Below are 15044 nucleotides of genomic sequence, written 5' to 3'. Positions count from 1 at the left end.
CCGGTGCAGCCATTGCAAAGATGATCCGCGCCCTGCTCTCGCAGGGAAATTCACTCCTCGCGGAACGTGTGGCTGATCTGATCCATCAGCGGCTTGGTCATGTATGAAAGGACGGAACGATCGGCGACCTTGATGAAGACCTCTGCCGGCATGCCGGGGTAGAGCTTCATGTTGCTGAGTTTTTGCAAGCTCGCCGGTTCCGGCTTGATGCGCACGGGGTAGTAGTCGGTGCCGCTGCGCTGCTCGGTCACGACATCGGGCGAAATCGATACGACGTCGCCCTGCACCTCCGGTGTCGTTTTTTGATCGAAGGCGCTGAAACGGATATCGACTTTCTGACCGAGCGTGAGTTGGTCAATATCGCGTGTGGCAATCTTCGCTTCGAGGGTCAAGTCACGCTGATCCGGCGCCAGCAGCATCAACACCTCGCCGGGATTGACGACGCCGCCAACGGTATGGACTGTCAGTTGATAGATGCGACCGCTCATCGGTGCGCGCAGCTCCAGCCGATTCATCTGGTCGACGGCCGCGATGCGACGCTCCTGCATTTCGGCAGTCTTGGCCTCGACATCCGTCAGATCCTTCGAATTCTCGGTCCTGCGATCTTCGTCGAGCTGCAATATCTGCAGGTTGATCTCGGCGATCTTGCCCTCCGCCTGCGCCCGTGAAGACAGCCGCTCGCCGCGATTGCCGTCGAGTTCGACGCGCTGGCGCTTGAGGCCGTTGACCTTCTGCATCGTAACGATCTTCTGGTTGTAAAGCTTGGCGGCGGCATCATATTCCTGATCGACGAGCTTGGTCGCCTCATCGATCGATGCGAGTTGCAGCGTATCGCCCTGTATCTCCTCGGCGAGCTGCGCCTTGCGCTCTTCCAGCTGCTTGCGCATCCCGACCAGTGACGACCGGCGGGCATTGAAAAGCTGGACCTCACCGTCGATCAGGTTCTTGCTGACGTCGATATCCAGCTCATTTGCGGGAATATCGTCGGCGGAGAATTCCGTTGCGCCGATGCGTTCAGCCTGCAGGCGAGCGCGACGGACATAGAGCTGGGCAAGATTGCTGTCGATGATGGCGAGATTGGCTTTCACAGAGGTGCTGTCGAGCCGCAGAAGGACGTCGCCGGCCTGGACGTGCCCCCCTTCCATTGCCATTAGTTCCGACACGATACCGCCCGTAAGGTGCTGAATCTTCTTCACGTTCTGGTCGATAATTACGGTGCCGTGCCCGACCACGGCGTTGGAAAGCGACGTCGAGGCGGCCCAGCCTCCCATGCCGCCGACAAGGGCGACAGACAGGACCCAGACGGACAAGATGTGACGGTTCAGCGAGTGCTGCGATTTCTTCATCATCGGCCCTGCTCCTGACTATCGCCGACGACCTTCAGCGATCCATGTCTCGGTTGCTCCGTCAGATTTTCGGCGCGGAGCACCTTGGCGAGCACCTGATCCTTCGGCCCGAACGCGAGCGCCTGCCCCTCGCGCATTGCCAGCACGAGATCGACGCTGGAGAGTGTGCTTGGCCGGTGAGCAACGACAATGACGATGCCGCCGCGCTGGCGAACGCTCAAGATCGCGCCGGCGAGCGCCGACTCTCCGTCAATGTCTAGATTGGAATTCGGCTCGTCGAGCACGACGAGGAAGGGATCGCGATAGAGCGCCCGAGCAAGGGCGATGCGTTGACGCTGGCCGGCCGAAAGCATGGAGCCGCCCGCCCCTATTTCCGTCTCGTAACCCTTCGGTAGCCGCAGGATCAGCTCATGGACCCCGGCCTTGCGGGCTGCCGCGATGATCTCTGCTGCCTGCGCATCGCTCCGAAAGCGGGCAATATTCTGGGCGACGGTGCCGGCAAAGAGTTCCACATCCTGCGGCAGATAGCCGATATGACGTCCGATCGAGATATCATCCCATTGATCGAGTGCTGCGCCATCGAGGCGCACCGACCCGCGATATGCTGGCCAAAGGCCGACGATAGCACGCACCAGCGAGGATTTGCCCGAGGCGCTCGGGCCGATGACGCCGAGTGCGTTCCCTGCCCGCAGCGTGAAACTGACGCCCTGCACGATGAGCTCTTGCTTGCCAGGGGCGCCACTCGACATCTCCTCGATGGCAAGCTCGCGGGATGGCGCAGGCAGCTCGAGCGGGGAAACTGTCTCGGGCAGCAGGGCCAGTGTCTGGCGCAGCCGCTTCCAGGATTGCTGGGCTGAGACAAAGCCCTTCCAGCTGGCGATCACCTGCTCGACAGGTGCGAGTGCCCGAGATGTCAGGATCGAAGCAGCAATGATGACGCCACCCGAGGCCAGGTTTTCGATGACCAACACGGCACCGGCGGCAAGTACGCCCGACTGCAGCGCCATGCGGAAGATCTTGGATACAATCGAGTAGCCATTGACCGTATCGGCGTTGCCGGATTGAACATCGCGGTAGGCATCGTTGCGTGCGGACCAGCTGTCGGCTAGTTCGTCGGCCATGCCCATGGCCTGGACCACTTCTGCATTGCGCTGCGCCGCACTTGCAAGTGCATTTCTCTCGGTCGCAAGTTCATAGGCTTTTTTGGCCGAAGCCTGCGAGCTTCTATTCGTCAGATAGGTCAGCGCCATCAGGATCAGCGCGCCGCAGATAGCAATGATGCCGATGATCGGATGGAACAGAAAACAGATGCCAACATAGAGCGGTACCCAGGGCAAATCGAAAAAGGCTGACGGGCCGGGGCTAGAAAGGAAGCTGCGAACCTGATCGAAGTCCCGTAGCAGGGAAAGGCCGTCACCGGCCACCCTGCCCTTGAGCGGCGCTTTTAGCGTCGCCTTGAACACACGACGGCTCATCACCTCGTCGAAAACACCCGATATCCGGACGAGAATGCGCCCGCGCACGAGATCGAAGCCCCCATGAAAGGCATAGAGCAACAGTGCCAGAAGGGCGAGCGCAATCAGCGACGGGATGCTTCGGCTCGGGATGATGCGGTCATAGACCTGCAGCATGAAGAAGGAGCTGGTAAGATAGAGCACATTGACCAGCGCGCTTGCGACGCCAACGGCGATCAAGCCTCCGCTGCTGCGTCGCATCGCTTCTGCCGCGAGGTCTTTCCCGCCCTTCTGAAATGGCGAGATGGCAAGTCCGTTCAATATCGAATCTCCGTGGAACGTGTGGACTGATTGTACAGGCAAATCAGTCAAGGCTTCGCAAACATGTTGCCAGCAATACAATATGGTAAATGCATCATAACTTTGGCGGATTCAACTGTATAAAGACAAATTGCTTTTGGAGGGAATCACTATACCATCAAAGCAATAAATTCTACTTCCAGGCGAGGAGCACAATAATGGCCCAAGCTATTAGAATTAATGATGTTATCGACTCCTTCGGAATTGATACACACATCGATTATACGGACGGAAAATACTCAAATATCGCAGAAGTTGTTAAAGCCTTGGGATACCTCGGCCTCGACACGGTTCGCGATCATGCCCCCACCCCCGTCTCCGACCCTTACGGTCAAGGCCATCTTGGGGACGCGGCTGACGCCGGCGTGAAATTCGTTTTCGTCTCGGGGCGCGATGACACCCCTGCTACCGTCGTCCAGCGGCTGCATGCCTTCGTGGAGGCGCATCCCGGTTCGATCGTCGGCATCGAAGGTCCGAACGAGGTCAATAATTGGCCGGTTGCCTATAAGGGACTGTCAGGAGAGGCCGCGGCCCTTGCCTATCAAAAGGATCTGTTCAACGCGGTGAATGCCGATCCGCTGTTGAAGGACATTCCCGTTCTCGGCTTTACCGGCTACACGGTCGCCTCGTCCAACGATTACACGACGATCCACACCTATGCGAAGGAGGGCGACCAGCCTTTCTCCTGGCTCCAGCGTGAATCGGGCGACCAGATGAACGCCGATCCCGGCAAACCGCTTACCATCACCGAGATCGGGTACCACACATCGCTGACGGCTGATACCAACGGCGGATGGGAAGGCGTAGACGAGACGACGCAGGCCAAACTGCTTCTCAACACGCTGATGGACGGCGCCTTTCTCGGATCGAAGGGGACCTTCATCTACCAGCTTCTCGATGCCTATGCGGATTCGCAGGGTTCCGATCAGGAAAAACACTTCGGGCTCTTCCGCCTGGATTATTCCCCCAAACCAGCCGCAACGGCGATCCATAATCTGACAGAAATTCTCGATGATGACGGCGCAACACAGGCAACCTTCAATCCGGGGTCACTCAATTATTCGATCAGCGGGCTGCCATCGACGGCGCGCAGCTACCTGACGGAAAAATCTGATGGCAGCTACCAGATCATCATCTGGAACGAGCCCGATATCTGGAACCAGACATCGGACACGGCGATCCAGGCGGCGAAGACCAGTGTCAGCGTCAATCTGGGCGGGGCTTTCGGGACGGTGCAGGTCTACGATCCGCTGACGGGCAACACACCGATCAAGAGCTTCAGCAACATATCCTCACTCAATGTGGATGTGGTCGACCATCCAATCATCATCAACATAGCAGCGGGAGCTGGTGCGTTGCCGGAACCCGGCCACATCTACGGCGGCACCGGAGACGATGTCTTCACCGTCACCTCCCCGACCGAAATCGTCGACGAAAGCGGCGGCGGCGGAACCGATACCGTCATGTCGTCGATCAGCTTCAGCCTGGCGGATACGGCGCATGCGATCGGCGCCATCGAGAATCTGACTCTGACCGGCAACGCCAACATCAACGCCACTGGCAATAGTCTCGCCAATATCCTCATCGGCAATTCCGGGGCGAACGTGCTCGATGGCAGTGCAGGCGCGGATCGTATGCAGGGCGGCGCCGGAGACGATACCTATATCGTCGACAATGCTGATGACGTCGTGGTCGAGGCTGGCGGCTCAGGCAAAGACGCCATCAAATCCTATGTTTCAATCAGTCTGGCCGATACGTATCATGTCACCGGGACTGTGGAGAACCTCACACTGCTCGGCACCTCGGATATTAATGCGACGGGCAACGCGTCGGATAATGTCCTGATCGGCAATTCCGGGGACAACACTATCGATGGTGGCAAGGGTAACGACCGGATGATGGGCGGCCTTGGCAATGACACATACAAAGTGGGTTCGACAAGCGACGTCGTCGACGAAACCGGCGGCAACGGCACCGATACGGTCTCCACGTCCATATCCTACAATCTCGCAAATACACTCGGAACCGTCGAGAATCTCACGCTGACGACCTCGGCGGCGCTCAACGCAACTGGCAATGATGCAGACAATGTCCTGACCGGCAATACTGCCGGCAACATCATTTCCGGTGGCCTTGGAAATGACCGCCTGATTGGTGGCGGTGGTATCGACACCCTGAACGGCGGGGCCGGGGGCGATTATTTTGTATTCAACGTGAAACCGAGCAAGACAAGCAATGTCGACAAGATACAAGACTTCTCCTCGGCTTCCGGGGACAAAATCGTGCTCGACCATGACATCTTCACGGAAATAGACCCATCCAGTTTCTCGTCAGCTAATTTCGTTGTCGGGATCAAGGCAATGGATGCGAATGACAGACTTATCTACAACCAGTCCAGCGGCGCGCTTCTCTATGATGCCGATGGGAATGGACGCGGCGCGGCCGTGCAGATAGCAACGCTTACCAATCTGGCGACGCTTCATCACGACGACTTCCAATTCATCTGACGAGTGAAAGTCTTCGAGCGACGGACCTGCCTGGGGCTCCTTTCCGGAACCCTTTTCTGCTTGCCGCAGGGGTGATCTGCGCCAGATTGTCGGTGCGCTTCAACCAACTAAGGTGAGAGACTATTGCCCTCGATCGTCTATACCGTTCACTTCATCGCGGGCGCATTCCTCACCAACGGCGTGCCGCATTTCGTCAGCGGCGCAGCGGCCGACCGTTTCGCACACCTTTCGTCTGCCTGCAGGGAGCGAAGCTTAGTTCACCTCTGACCAATGTCATCTGGGCTGGTACAATTTCCTCATCGCCTTTCTGCTCTTCGCCAATGGGCCGCTCTATATCGGCACGCCAGGCGACACGATTTTTGTTGCGGCAGGTATTCTCGTGACGGGCGTTCTTCTGGCGCGGATCTTCGAGCGGGGCAACGCTCGAACTTGCGACTTGCATGATGCAAGTGACTTCTGTAGTGACTTGCATTATGCAACGAACAAGTTTCGCCAATTTCAAATGCCCGGCGGCGCGCGCGCTCGATAGCGTCGGCGACTGGTGGAGCATGATGATCCTCCGCGATGCCTTTCACGGGCTGACGCGCTTCGACGAATTCCAGAAGAGCCTCGGCGTTGCGCCGAATATCCTGACGCGACGGCTCGCGCATCTGATCGATGAAGGGCTGTTCGAGAAGCGCCTCTATAGTGAGCGCCCTGCCCGCTACGAATATGTGCTGACCGAGAAGGGACGCGATTTCTTTCCGGTTCTGATGGCCCTGTTTTCCTGGGGACGCCGGCACGCTCCGCAAGAGGATCTCGCCTTCCTGCTCGGCAATGCCGCCTCCGGCGAGGAACGCCGGCCCGTGCTGGTGGATGCAGCCAGCGGCGAAGAACTGAAACCCGAAAATACCTGCCTGCTGCCGGGACCGGCCGCTGACGATGGCGACCGCGAACGGATCGCCCGCATGCGCGCCTATTACCTCGGCATCGACGCCTAGAAAGGAAGAAGCCATGGAACGCATCGTTGTCACCGGCATGGGACTTGTTTCGCCGCTCGGTGTGGGTGTGGAGACGGCGTGGAAACGGCTTGTCGATGCCGGTTCCGGCCTGCGCGTGCTGCCAGAGGACGTGGTCGGCGATCTTGCTGCCAAAGTCGGCGGGGTCGTGCCCTCCATCGAGGAGGATGCCGAAGCCGGGTTTGATCTCGACCGAGCCGTTCCGCCCAAGGACCAGAAGAAGATGGACCGCTTCATCCAGTTCGCGATGATGGCGACAGATGAGGCCGTGCGCCAGGCTGGTTGGATGCCCGAGAATGTGGATGCACGCGAACGGACGGCAACGATCATCGCGTCCGGCGTCGGTGGCTTTCCGGCGATCACCGATGCGGTGCGCACGGCCGAGACGCGTGGTGTGCGGCGGCTCTCGCCCTTCACCGTACCTTCCTTCCTCGTCAACCTGGCGGCTGGTCAGGTCAGCATCCGCTACGGCTTCAAGGGGCCGCTCGGCGCACCCGTGACGGCCTGCGCGGCAAGTGTCCAGGCCATCGGCGATGCGGCGCGGCTTATCCGGTCCGGCGAGGCTGATGTAGCGATCTGCGGCGGCTCGGAAGCCTGCATCGACAAGGTGAGCCTTGGCGGTTTTGCTGCAGCCCGCGCACTGTCGAGTGGTTTCAACGACAGGCCCGAACTTGCCTCACGCCCCTTCGATACGGCCCGTGACGGCTTCGTGATGGGCGAAGGGGCGGGCATTCTCGTCATCGAGACGCTGGAGCATGCGCTGGCACGCGGCGCGACACCGCTTGCCGAGCTCGTCGGCTACGGCACGGCCGCCGATGCCTATCACATGACCGCGGGACCGGAGGATGGCGATGGCGCCCGCCGGGCAATGGAGACGGCTCTGCGGCAGGCCAGAATTCCAGCCTCCGAGGTCAAGCACCTCAATGCGCATGCGACCTCGACACCGGTCGGCGACAAGGGTGAAATCGCGGCAATCGGCACGGTCTTCGGCCGCGATGGCGGCATTGCCGTCAGTGCCACGAAATCGGCGACCGGCCATCTCCTGGGGGCTGCCGGCGGGCTCGAAGCCATCTTCACGATCCTTGCGCTGCGCGACCAGATCGCTCCGCCGACGCGCAATCTGGAGACGGCCGATCCGGCAGCCGAGGGCATCGATCTCGTGGGCAAAATGGTCCGCAGAGTCGCGATGGAATATGCGATCACCAATGGCTTCGGTTTCGGCGGGGTGAATGCCAGCGCCCTCTTCCGCCGCTGGTCCTGAGCAGCCTCTTTTCAAGCGCGCAAAATAGCCTACACTTCTCCGGATATTGCCGGAGATGATCCCATGCGCGCTTTCTTTGCAGTGCTGGTTCTGTGTGCCGCATCCTTGACGTCAGGCATGGTAGTCCATGCCGAAGATCCAGTGCAGACGACACAGACGATGATCGAGGAGCAGATAAGGGCATTCCTCAAGGATGACGCCGATACGGCCTATTCCTTTGCTGCACCGGGTATCAAGGCGATGTATCCGGACAAGGACGTCTTCTTCGCCATGGTGAAGAAGAGTTACGAGCCAGTTTATCATCCCGGCAACTACGCGTTCGGGCGCAGCAGATCGATCGACGACGGCGCTGTCATCTATCAGGAAGTGCTGATCTCAAGCCGCGACGGCAAGGACTGGACGGCGATCTATCAGGTCGCCCGCCAGCCCGACGGCAGCTACAAGATTAATGGCGTGCAGATTGTGCCGAACGCCGACAGCAAGGGCATCTGATCAGACGGGTTCGATATCGCCTCTCGCCCACTCCTCGATCGTTTCCGCCATGAAATCAGCGAAGCGATCTTCAGCGATTGCCTTGCGGATGCCCTGCATCAGTTCCTGATAATAGTTCAGATTGTGCCACGAGAGCAGCATGCCGCCGAGCGCCTCGTTGGCGCGGACGAGATGGTGGAGATAGGCGCGCGAATAATCACGCGTCGCCGGGCAGTTGGACTGTTCGTCGAGCGGGCGCATGTCTTCGGCATGACGGGCGTTGCGGATATTGACCTTGCCGCGGCGGGTAAAGGCCAGACCGTGACGACCCGAACGGGTCGGCATCACACAGTCGAACATGTCGATGCCGCGGGCAACGGACTTCAAGATATCGTCGGGCGTGCCGACGCCCATCAGATATCGCGGCTTTTCGCCCGGCAGGACCGGAAGCGTCGTTTCCAGCATCTTCAGCATCACGTCCTGCGGCTCGCCGACCGCAAGGCCGCCAACGGCGTAACCCTTCAGGTCGAGCTTCGCCAGTTCTTCGGCCGAGCGGACGCGCAAAGCCGGCACGTCACCGCCCTGCACGATGCCGAACATCGCCTTGCCCGGCTGGTTGCCGAAAGCGACCTTGCAGCGCTCGGCCCAGCGCAGCGACAGTTCCATGGCGCGCTCGATTTCCTTGGGCTCGGCCGGCAGAGCCACGCATTCATCGAGCTGCATCTGGATATCCGAGCCGAGCAGCCCCTGGATTTCGATGGAGCGCTCCGGCGACATGTGATGCAGGCTGCCGTCGACATGCGACTTGAAGGTGACGCCCTGCTCATCGAGCTTGCGCAGACCAGACAGCGACATGACCTGAAAGCCGCCGGAATCCGTCAGGATCGGATGCTCCCAGCGGATGAGCTTATGCAAGCCACCGAGGCGAGCGACACGCTCGGCCGTCGGGCGCAGCATCAAGTGATAGGTATTGCCGAGAATGATATCGGCGCCGGTCTCACGCACCTGGTCGAGATACATGGCCTTGACTGTGCCGACCGTACCGACAGGCATGAAGGCCGGGGTGCGGATCGTGCCGCGCGGCATGGAAATCTCGCCGAGGCGTGCGCCACCATCGGTCTTCTTCAGGGTGAACTGGAAGTTCTCGGTCATTTGTCTTTCCGGAAAAGAAGGCTCGCGTCGCCGTAGGAGTAGAAGCGGTAGCTTGTCGAGATGGCATGTTCGTAGGCCGCGTGCATGGTCTCGAAGCCGGCGAAGGCCGAGACCAGCATGAAGAGCGTCGAACGCGGCAGATGGAAGTTCGTCATGAGGATATCGACCGCCTTGAAGCGGTAGCCGGGCGTGATGAAGATGCCGGTGGCGCCTGCCCAAGGCTGGATCTTACCGCTCTCGTCGGCAGCACTTTCGATCAGCCGAAGCGAGGTCGTGCCGACGCAGATGATGCGCCCGCCCCGTTCCCGCACGGCATTCAGCCTCGCGGCGATCTCAGCGCTGACATAGCCGCTTTCGAGATGCATCTTGTGATCGTCGGTATCGTCAGCCTTGACCGGCAGGAAGGTGCCGGCACCGACATGCAGCGTCACGAAATGGCGCTCGATACCGGCCTTGTCGAGCGCCTCGAATAGACCGGGCGTGAAATGCAATCCGGCGGTGGGGGCGGCGACGGCGCCCTCCTCCCGCGCATAGATGGTCTGGTAATCGGCGCGGTCGCGTTCGTCCTCCGGACGCTTGGCGGCGATATAGGGCGGCAGCGGAATGTGGCCGACGCTGGCAATCGCTTCGTCCAACACAGGGCCGGAGAGATCGAAGGCGAGCGTCACTTCACCCGCCTCACCCTTTTCCTCGACGGTGGCATCGAGAGAGCCGACCATGCAGCTTTCGCCGCTGTGGCCGAAGGCGATACGGTCGCCTTCCTTGATGCGCTTGCCGGGCTTGGCGAAAGCCTTCCACTTGTTGGCGCCGATGCGCATGTGGAGTGTGGCCGATACCTGCTGACCACCCGCACCCTCGCGATGGCGGATGCCTTCAAGCTGAGCCGGAATGACCTTGGTATCGTTGAAGACCAGTGCGTCGCCAGCCTTCAGGAAAGAAGGAAGGTCGAAGACGTGATGATCAGACAGCACCGTCTGCGCATTCGGATAGACAACGAGCAGGCGTGCGCTGTCGCGCGGCTCGGCGGGCCGCAGCGCAATGCGTTCATCCGGCAGGTCGAAATCGAAGAGGTCTACGCGCATTGGGGCACTTCCAGGCAAAGCGAAACCCGCCCCGCGCTCTCGCGCAAGGGCGGGTTTCAGCAGAAATCACAATCAGACGTCGGCGGCAACCCGCATGGAGACGATCGAATCCGGATCGGAGACGGGCTCGCCCTTCTTGATCTTGTCGATGTTTTCCATGCCTTCGATGACCTGACCCCAGACGGAATACTGCTTGTTCAGCCACGGAGCGTCAGTGAAGCAGATGAAGAACTGGGAGTTTGCCGAGTTCGGGCTCTGCGAGCGAGCCATAGAGCAGGTGCCGCGAACGTGCGGCGTTGCGGAGAATTCCGCCTTGAGATCGTCCTTGGAAGAACCGCCCATGCCGGCCCGGCCCGGGTTGAAGCTCTCGCCGCCCTTCTTTCCATACTGCACGTCGCCGGTCTGCGCCATGAAATCGGCGATGACGCGGTGGAAGACAACGCCGTCATAGGCCTTCTCGCGGGCGAGTTCCTTAATGCGCTTGACATGCTCGGGCGCGACCTGCGGCAGAAGCTGGATGACAACCTTGCCCTTGGTGGTTTCCAGAATGATGGTGTTTTCCGGATCCTTGATCTCGGCCATTGTCGTTCTCCTTCTCGTCTTGAACTTACTTCTTGCCCAGCGTGACCTTGATCATGCGGTCAGGATTGCTGACTTCGCCGTTCTGGCCTTCGCCCTTCTTGATCTTGTCGACGTTTTCCATGCCCGAAACAACCTTGCCGACGACCGTGTACTGACCGTTCAGGAAGGAGCCGTCAGCAAACATGATGAAGAACTGCGAGTTGGCGGAATTCGGATCCTGTGAGCGTGCCATGCCGACCGTACCACGGACGAAGGGCGTCTTGGAAAACTCAGCCGGGAGGTCGGGCAGATCGGAACCGCCGGTGCCAGCCTGGCCCGCATCAAAGTTCTTTTCCATGTTGCCGTATTTCACATCGCCAGTCTGGGCCATGAAGCCGGGAATGACGCGGTGGAAGGCAACATTGTCATACTCGCCCTTCTTCACCAGCGCCTCGATCTGCGCAACGTGCTTCGGCGCGACATCGGGCATCAGTTGAATAACGACCGGGCCACTCTTCAACTGGATGGTGACGTAGTGATCGGCAGCCTGCGCAAAAGCGTCGCCCGCGAAGGAGGCGAGATAGAGCACGCCGGCAAATGCAAGATAGAAGAGTTTCATATGAGCTCCGTTGAGGCGATGCCGCCTAGGCTTTGCGCTTGGATTTCAGGGCTTGCAAGACGGCCGCCGGCACGAAGGCGCTGACGTCGCCGCCCATGGCTGCGATCTGTCGTACCAATGTGGCGGTAATAGGCCGCGAGGCCGTGCCTGCCGGCAGAAAGATGGTCTGGATATCGGGCGCCATCTGCCGGTTCATGCCGGCCATCTGCATTTCGTAATCAAGATCGGTGCCGTCGCGCAGGCCGCGGATCAGCAGGCTTGCGCGATGCGCGCGTGCGGCGTCGACGACGAGATTGTCGAAGGAAACGACGTCGATATGCGCGCTCTTTTCCGGCAAGACCTCGGCCAGCGACGCGCGGATCAACGCTGCCTTTTCCTCGAAGGAGAAGAGCGGTGCCTTGCCGGGGTGGATGCCGATCGCAACGATCACTTTCTCGGCGACGTTCAGCGCCTGCACCAGCACATCAACGTGTCCGTTGGTGATCGGGTCGAAGGACCCCGGATAGAAAGCTGTCGTCATCTGGCCCGGCCGTTTGTTTCACGCCTTTTGTCATGGAAGCCCGTTTCTCGCAAGTCATTTAGCCATGCCGCCTGGCGCGGCTGAACGATGAGTGAACGCGGTGTTCAAGGCCCGCTCAGATGCGATCTGTTTTACTCAGACCATCAACGCAGACGCTGCCGGTCCAGGTAGCGTTATCCCCGGAAAGACCTTGATCATGCTGATCATCCTGATTGCAATAGCCGTTATTTTCTCGCTGCTTGCGGAGCTTTTCTGCGGTTATGTCGCTAATCGACGCCAGCTTTGGGTACGACCGGAAGTCAACGAACATGCGGCCATTATGCGTCAGCTTGGCCGCATGCGTTCTAATCGATTTGAATTCTGAACGGCAGATGAACAAGGCATTCAAGGCCGCTTCAGAACACGGTTGGTAAACACCCCGTCAACATCCGGCGGGAACCATTTTAAGACGGATGCGTTCAGTTGATCGACACATATGAGATGCGGAAGCGCGGCAGGAAGGGAATGAACATGCCTGGTAAGATCACCATGATTAACGTGCTTTGGATGGCAATGATTACAGGTATGCTGACTGCTACAGTCGCTCTCTATGACAACCAGAAGATCGATACTTCCAAGGTATACGGCCCCTACGCTTCGGCTCGCTCCGTAAGCGTTCTTGGCCAGTACTGAGGGGCTTGAACGCAACTCTCCACAGAAAGGAACGCCACCATGTTCACGATCCTGACAGTCCTCACAGCACTCATCAGTATCATGTTCATCGGGTCCGTGACTTCGACAATTTCCGCGCTGCGCCGTGAGAGCACGGAAGGGAAGTCGCTGAAAGAGAAGCACAGCGTTTTCTAAAGCCGCTTCCGCAGCGGAAAACACGAATAAAAGCCGGATGTTCTGCGTCCGGCTTTTTTTCATGTCGACGATGCAGGCCGCAGCGCGAGGCAGCCGCTTTTTCGCAGCGGCAGGACAAGAAGCGCACCTCTGCCATAAAGCGCACGCACATAGTCGCTGCGTTCACTCGTGACGACGGCAAAGCCCCTGCCCCATCGCAGGATGGAGACACCTTCGGGCAATGCGGCAGGTTCAATGCTGCCGGCCGGAAAGACCATGGCTGCTGGCGCCTCGCCTGTTGCGGCAAAGACGACAGCAAACAGTGCGAAGACTGCGGCAATGACCGCAATCGCGGTGCCTGCCTTGCGTGCCAAGCGTCTTATCACAGGGCCACCCGTTGGATTCTTCAGAAATCGAATATATGCTCAAGGCCGGGATCAGCAATCGGCCAGTCTCTAAGCAACGAAGCAAGATCAGCCACCTTGACGGACAAAAGCACACGGTCGCTGTCAAAACCTGATCGCGTAAGCCGCGTGATTACCTCGCCGGGCAGATTGCCCTGCTCCGTACCCTGCGGCAGGGTCAGCGACACCATGATCTCGTCATTGCCGGCAATCTCGCGGATTGTACCGCCCGCCTTGGCGATCTCGGCGACGATATGGGTGAAGCGGTCGTAGCGCGGCGTCTCGATCAGCACGCCATCGGTACTTTCCGCAATGACCGATACATCGGGAATTGCCGAAAGCGCGGTGGCAGGCAGACCCGATATGACCGAGCGGATCGTCAGCTTCGCCTCGCCGGTTGCGGCGACAGCGCTGGCGATCACGCCGGCGTAAGCGATCTTGGCGCGCCATTCGCCGCCGAGCGCCAGACGGCGTTCCCAGCCGCGCGGCGGCTCTTCCACCGGTGCGGCCCAAAGCCTGTCGATCCAGGGCTGGAAGGGGTATTTGTACCATGGAGTCTGGCGCAGGAAGGCGGCGTAATCGATCGCCATATCGCGGGCGATGAGATCCTGCGGCGTCTTTTCACTGCCTCGCCATAGCGCAAAAACTCGGCCGATCGTTTCCTCATAGGCCGCTTTCAAGCCCATTTCGAGCGTGAAGCTGACGCCGATGGTGGCGATCATCATTCGGGTTTCGCGATCGGCGCCGCCATGGCGATCGGCGATGCGGGTCAGCGCGCAGTCGGCCACCCAGAAATCCTTCACGCTGGAAAAATAGCCGAAGCGATATTCGTCGCCAGTTTTCAGGGCCTCGGCGAGCCCGTCATAGGCATAGACGATATGCCACTCCGGATAGGTCAGGTAGGTATTGGCTTCCTGCCTGTGGAATTCCAGGTCCGAAATCAGCGGCTTATAGCTATCAGGCTCTGGGTCGGCATGGCAGAAGGTCTCGACATAGGCAACCGGGCTGAGCAGCAGCAGGATCGCAACAACAAGCGCCGCGAGAATCCAGCCGACAATCTTCAGGAGGCGCCGCATCACGGGGCCTCGCGACGGAAGATGTAGCTCGACGCAATCCCCACTCCGCCAAGGAAGAGATGCGGCAGATTAGCAAGGATCTTGAACGTAAAGGGAAGATCCTGAATGCCGTAATTGACGATGCCGAGATCAAGATAACCCGACCCGGTGATCAGCCTAAGCAGACCATCGCTGAAATAGAGCAGGCCAAAATAGAAAAGGAAGTTGCGGGACGCACGGGCCGACAGGAAGGCCGCAATGCCTGCCCAGGCAGCAGAGGCCAGATGCAGGCTGTCGTCATAGATATCGAGCGCGAAAATGCCGAAGGCGCGCCCCTCCGCGTCTGTCAGTCCCGGAATGTAATTCAACGCCGCCGCAAAAAGCAGAGCCACGGTATAAAGCACAGCAATCAGCCGAAGCCTGGACATG

The 15044-nt window shown here is 59.5% G+C and carries 16 protein-coding genes and 1 pseudogene; 7 read left to right on the top strand and 10 right to left on the bottom strand.

Annotated elements, in window-relative coordinates; translation table 11 throughout:
- Nucleotides 1-50: 50 nt before the first annotated feature.
- Together ACK9YZ_RS08310 and ACK9YZ_RS08305 are read right to left on the bottom strand one after the other, a co-directional pair.
- Nucleotides 51-1349: an HlyD family type I secretion periplasmic adaptor subunit gene (locus ACK9YZ_RS08310; RefSeq protein WP_216758013.1), complete on the bottom strand. Its 1299-nt coding sequence runs from the start codon at nucleotides 1347-1349 to the stop codon at nucleotides 51-53.
- Nucleotides 1346-3061 (bottom strand): type I secretion system permease/ATPase, encoded by a 1716-nt coding sequence (locus ACK9YZ_RS08305; RefSeq protein ID WP_416066832.1) that lies wholly within the window; start codon nucleotides 3059-3061, stop codon nucleotides 1346-1348. The genes ACK9YZ_RS08310 and ACK9YZ_RS08305 overlap by 4 nt, the downstream gene beginning before the upstream one ends.
- Nucleotides 3062-3318: 257 nt before the next feature.
- Between ACK9YZ_RS08305 and ACK9YZ_RS08300 the strand changes: the two genes are divergently transcribed.
- The 5 genes and pseudogenes from ACK9YZ_RS08300 (at nucleotide 3319) to ACK9YZ_RS08280 (ending at nucleotide 8418) form a co-directional block, all read left to right on the top strand.
- On the top strand, nucleotides 3319-5667 hold the full coding sequence (locus tag ACK9YZ_RS08300; RefSeq protein WP_416066242.1) for a calcium-binding protein: 2349 nt from the start codon (nucleotides 3319-3321) through the stop codon (nucleotides 5665-5667).
- A gap of 123 nt (nucleotides 5668-5790) precedes the next feature.
- Nucleotides 5791-6088, top strand: a pseudogene (locus ACK9YZ_RS08295) (hypothetical protein); the annotation flags it as partial.
- 52 nt (nucleotides 6089-6140) lie between these two features.
- Nucleotides 6141-6647, top strand: coding sequence for a winged helix-turn-helix transcriptional regulator (locus tag ACK9YZ_RS08290; RefSeq protein WP_183729266.1), 507 nt, complete (start codon nucleotides 6141-6143; stop codon nucleotides 6645-6647).
- A gap of 13 nt (nucleotides 6648-6660) precedes the next feature.
- A complete protein-coding gene (fabF, locus tag ACK9YZ_RS08285) occupies nucleotides 6661-7926 on the top strand; it encodes a beta-ketoacyl-ACP synthase II (protein ID WP_416066241.1) in 1266 nt (421 codons plus the stop codon).
- Between the two features lie 63 nt (nucleotides 7927-7989).
- Nucleotides 7990-8418: a DUF4864 domain-containing protein gene (locus tag ACK9YZ_RS08280; RefSeq protein WP_216758008.1), complete on the top strand. Its 429-nt coding sequence runs from the start codon at nucleotides 7990-7992 to the stop codon at nucleotides 8416-8418.
- On the opposite strand, the gene tgt is transcribed toward ACK9YZ_RS08280, so the two are convergent.
- The 5 genes from tgt to coaD form a co-directional block, all read right to left on the bottom strand.
- Nucleotides 8419-9549: a tRNA guanosine(34) transglycosylase Tgt gene (gene tgt / locus ACK9YZ_RS08275; protein WP_216758007.1), complete on the bottom strand. Its 1131-nt coding sequence runs from the start codon at nucleotides 9547-9549 to the stop codon at nucleotides 8419-8421. It abuts the gene before it with no gap.
- Nucleotides 9546-10631 (bottom strand): tRNA preQ1(34) S-adenosylmethionine ribosyltransferase-isomerase QueA, encoded by a 1086-nt coding sequence (gene queA, locus ACK9YZ_RS08270; RefSeq protein ID WP_416066240.1) that lies wholly within the window; start codon nucleotides 10629-10631, stop codon nucleotides 9546-9548. The genes tgt and queA overlap by 4 nt, the downstream gene beginning before the upstream one ends.
- A 72-nt stretch (nucleotides 10632-10703) precedes the next feature.
- Nucleotides 10704-11213: a peptidylprolyl isomerase gene (locus ACK9YZ_RS08265; RefSeq protein WP_216758005.1), complete on the bottom strand. Its 510-nt coding sequence runs from the start codon at nucleotides 11211-11213 to the stop codon at nucleotides 10704-10706.
- A 25-nt stretch (nucleotides 11214-11238) separates the two neighbouring features.
- Complete coding sequence (locus tag ACK9YZ_RS08260; protein WP_216758004.1) at nucleotides 11239-11811, bottom strand: peptidylprolyl isomerase; 573 nt, start codon at nucleotides 11809-11811, stop codon at nucleotides 11239-11241.
- A gap of 25 nt (nucleotides 11812-11836) precedes the next feature.
- Complete coding sequence (coaD, locus tag ACK9YZ_RS08255; protein ID WP_183729286.1) at nucleotides 11837-12331, bottom strand: pantetheine-phosphate adenylyltransferase; 495 nt, start codon at nucleotides 12329-12331, stop codon at nucleotides 11837-11839.
- A gap of 91 nt (nucleotides 12332-12422) precedes the next feature.
- Between coaD and ACK9YZ_RS08250 the strand changes: the two genes are divergently transcribed.
- Entirely contained in the window at nucleotides 12423-12695 is a 273-nt protein-coding gene (locus ACK9YZ_RS08250; protein ID WP_416066239.1) for a hypothetical protein, read from the top strand.
- Between the two features lie 146 nt (nucleotides 12696-12841).
- Nucleotides 12842-13003 carry a hypothetical protein gene (locus ACK9YZ_RS08245; RefSeq protein WP_416066238.1) on the top strand — a complete coding sequence of 54 codons (162 nt, stop codon included), beginning with the start codon at nucleotides 12842-12844 and terminating at the stop codon, nucleotides 13001-13003.
- A 233-nt stretch (nucleotides 13004-13236) separates the two neighbouring features.
- Here the strand turns inward: ACK9YZ_RS08245 and ACK9YZ_RS08240 are convergent, their stop codons facing one another.
- Genes ACK9YZ_RS08240 through ACK9YZ_RS08230 form a run of 3 tightly spaced genes read right to left on the bottom strand, consistent with a single transcriptional unit; the run spans nucleotide 13237 to nucleotide 15043 of the window.
- Nucleotides 13237-13530: a hypothetical protein gene (locus ACK9YZ_RS08240; protein ID WP_416066237.1), complete on the bottom strand. Its 294-nt coding sequence runs from the start codon at nucleotides 13528-13530 to the stop codon at nucleotides 13237-13239.
- A 32-nt stretch (nucleotides 13531-13562) separates the two neighbouring features.
- A complete protein-coding gene (locus tag ACK9YZ_RS08235) occupies nucleotides 13563-14636 on the bottom strand; it encodes a hypothetical protein (RefSeq protein WP_416066831.1) in 1074 nt (357 codons plus the stop codon).
- Nucleotides 14636-15043, bottom strand: a complete 408-nt coding sequence (locus ACK9YZ_RS08230; RefSeq protein ID WP_416066236.1) for a hypothetical protein — start codon at nucleotides 15041-15043, stop codon at nucleotides 14636-14638. Before ACK9YZ_RS08230 ends, ACK9YZ_RS08235 begins: the two co-directional genes overlap by 1 nt.
- Nucleotide 15044 lies beyond the last annotated feature (1 nt).

The sequence above is a fragment of the Rhizobium sp. ZK1 genome (assembly GCF_047782645.1).
Lineage (GTDB): Bacteria > Pseudomonadota > Alphaproteobacteria > Rhizobiales > Rhizobiaceae > Rhizobium.
The sequence above is the reverse complement of the archived record's forward strand: the minus strand, read 5'-3'. Positions and strand labels throughout refer to the sequence as shown.

Coding starts and splice junctions, on each gene's coding strand:
- ACK9YZ_RS08310 (WP_216758013.1), bottom strand. CDS start 1,349: ATGATGAAGAAATCGCAGCACTCGCTGAACCGTCACATCTTGTCCGTC.
- ACK9YZ_RS08305 (WP_416066832.1), bottom strand. CDS start 3,061: ATGCGACGCAGCAGCGGAGGCTTGATCGCCGTTGGCGTCGCAAGCGCG.
- ACK9YZ_RS08300 (WP_416066242.1), top strand. CDS start 3,319: ATGGCCCAAGCTATTAGAATTAATGATGTTATCGACTCCTTCGGAATT.
- ACK9YZ_RS08290 (WP_183729266.1), top strand. CDS start 6,141: ATGCAACGAACAAGTTTCGCCAATTTCAAATGCCCGGCGGCGCGCGCG.
- fabF (WP_416066241.1), top strand. CDS start 6,661: ATGGAACGCATCGTTGTCACCGGCATGGGACTTGTTTCGCCGCTCGGT.
- ACK9YZ_RS08280 (WP_216758008.1), top strand. CDS start 7,990: ATGCGCGCTTTCTTTGCAGTGCTGGTTCTGTGTGCCGCATCCTTGACG.
- tgt (WP_216758007.1), bottom strand. CDS start 9,549: ATGACCGAGAACTTCCAGTTCACCCTGAAGAAGACCGATGGTGGCGCA.
- queA (WP_416066240.1), bottom strand. CDS start 10,631: ATGCGCGTAGACCTCTTCGATTTCGACCTGCCGGATGAACGCATTGCG.
- ACK9YZ_RS08265 (WP_216758005.1), bottom strand. CDS start 11,213: ATGGCCGAGATCAAGGATCCGGAAAACACCATCATTCTGGAAACCACC.
- ACK9YZ_RS08260 (WP_216758004.1), bottom strand. CDS start 11,811: ATGAAACTCTTCTATCTTGCATTTGCCGGCGTGCTCTATCTCGCCTCC.
- coaD (WP_183729286.1), bottom strand. CDS start 12,331: ATGACGACAGCTTTCTATCCGGGGTCCTTCGACCCGATCACCAACGGA.
- ACK9YZ_RS08245 (WP_416066238.1), top strand. CDS start 12,842: ATGCCTGGTAAGATCACCATGATTAACGTGCTTTGGATGGCAATGATT.
- ACK9YZ_RS08235 (WP_416066831.1), bottom strand. CDS start 14,636: ATGCGGCGCCTCCTGAAGATTGTCGGCTGGATTCTCGCGGCGCTTGTT.
- ACK9YZ_RS08230 (WP_416066236.1), bottom strand. CDS start 15,043: ATGTCCAGGCTTCGGCTGATTGCTGTGCTTTATACCGTGGCTCTGCTT.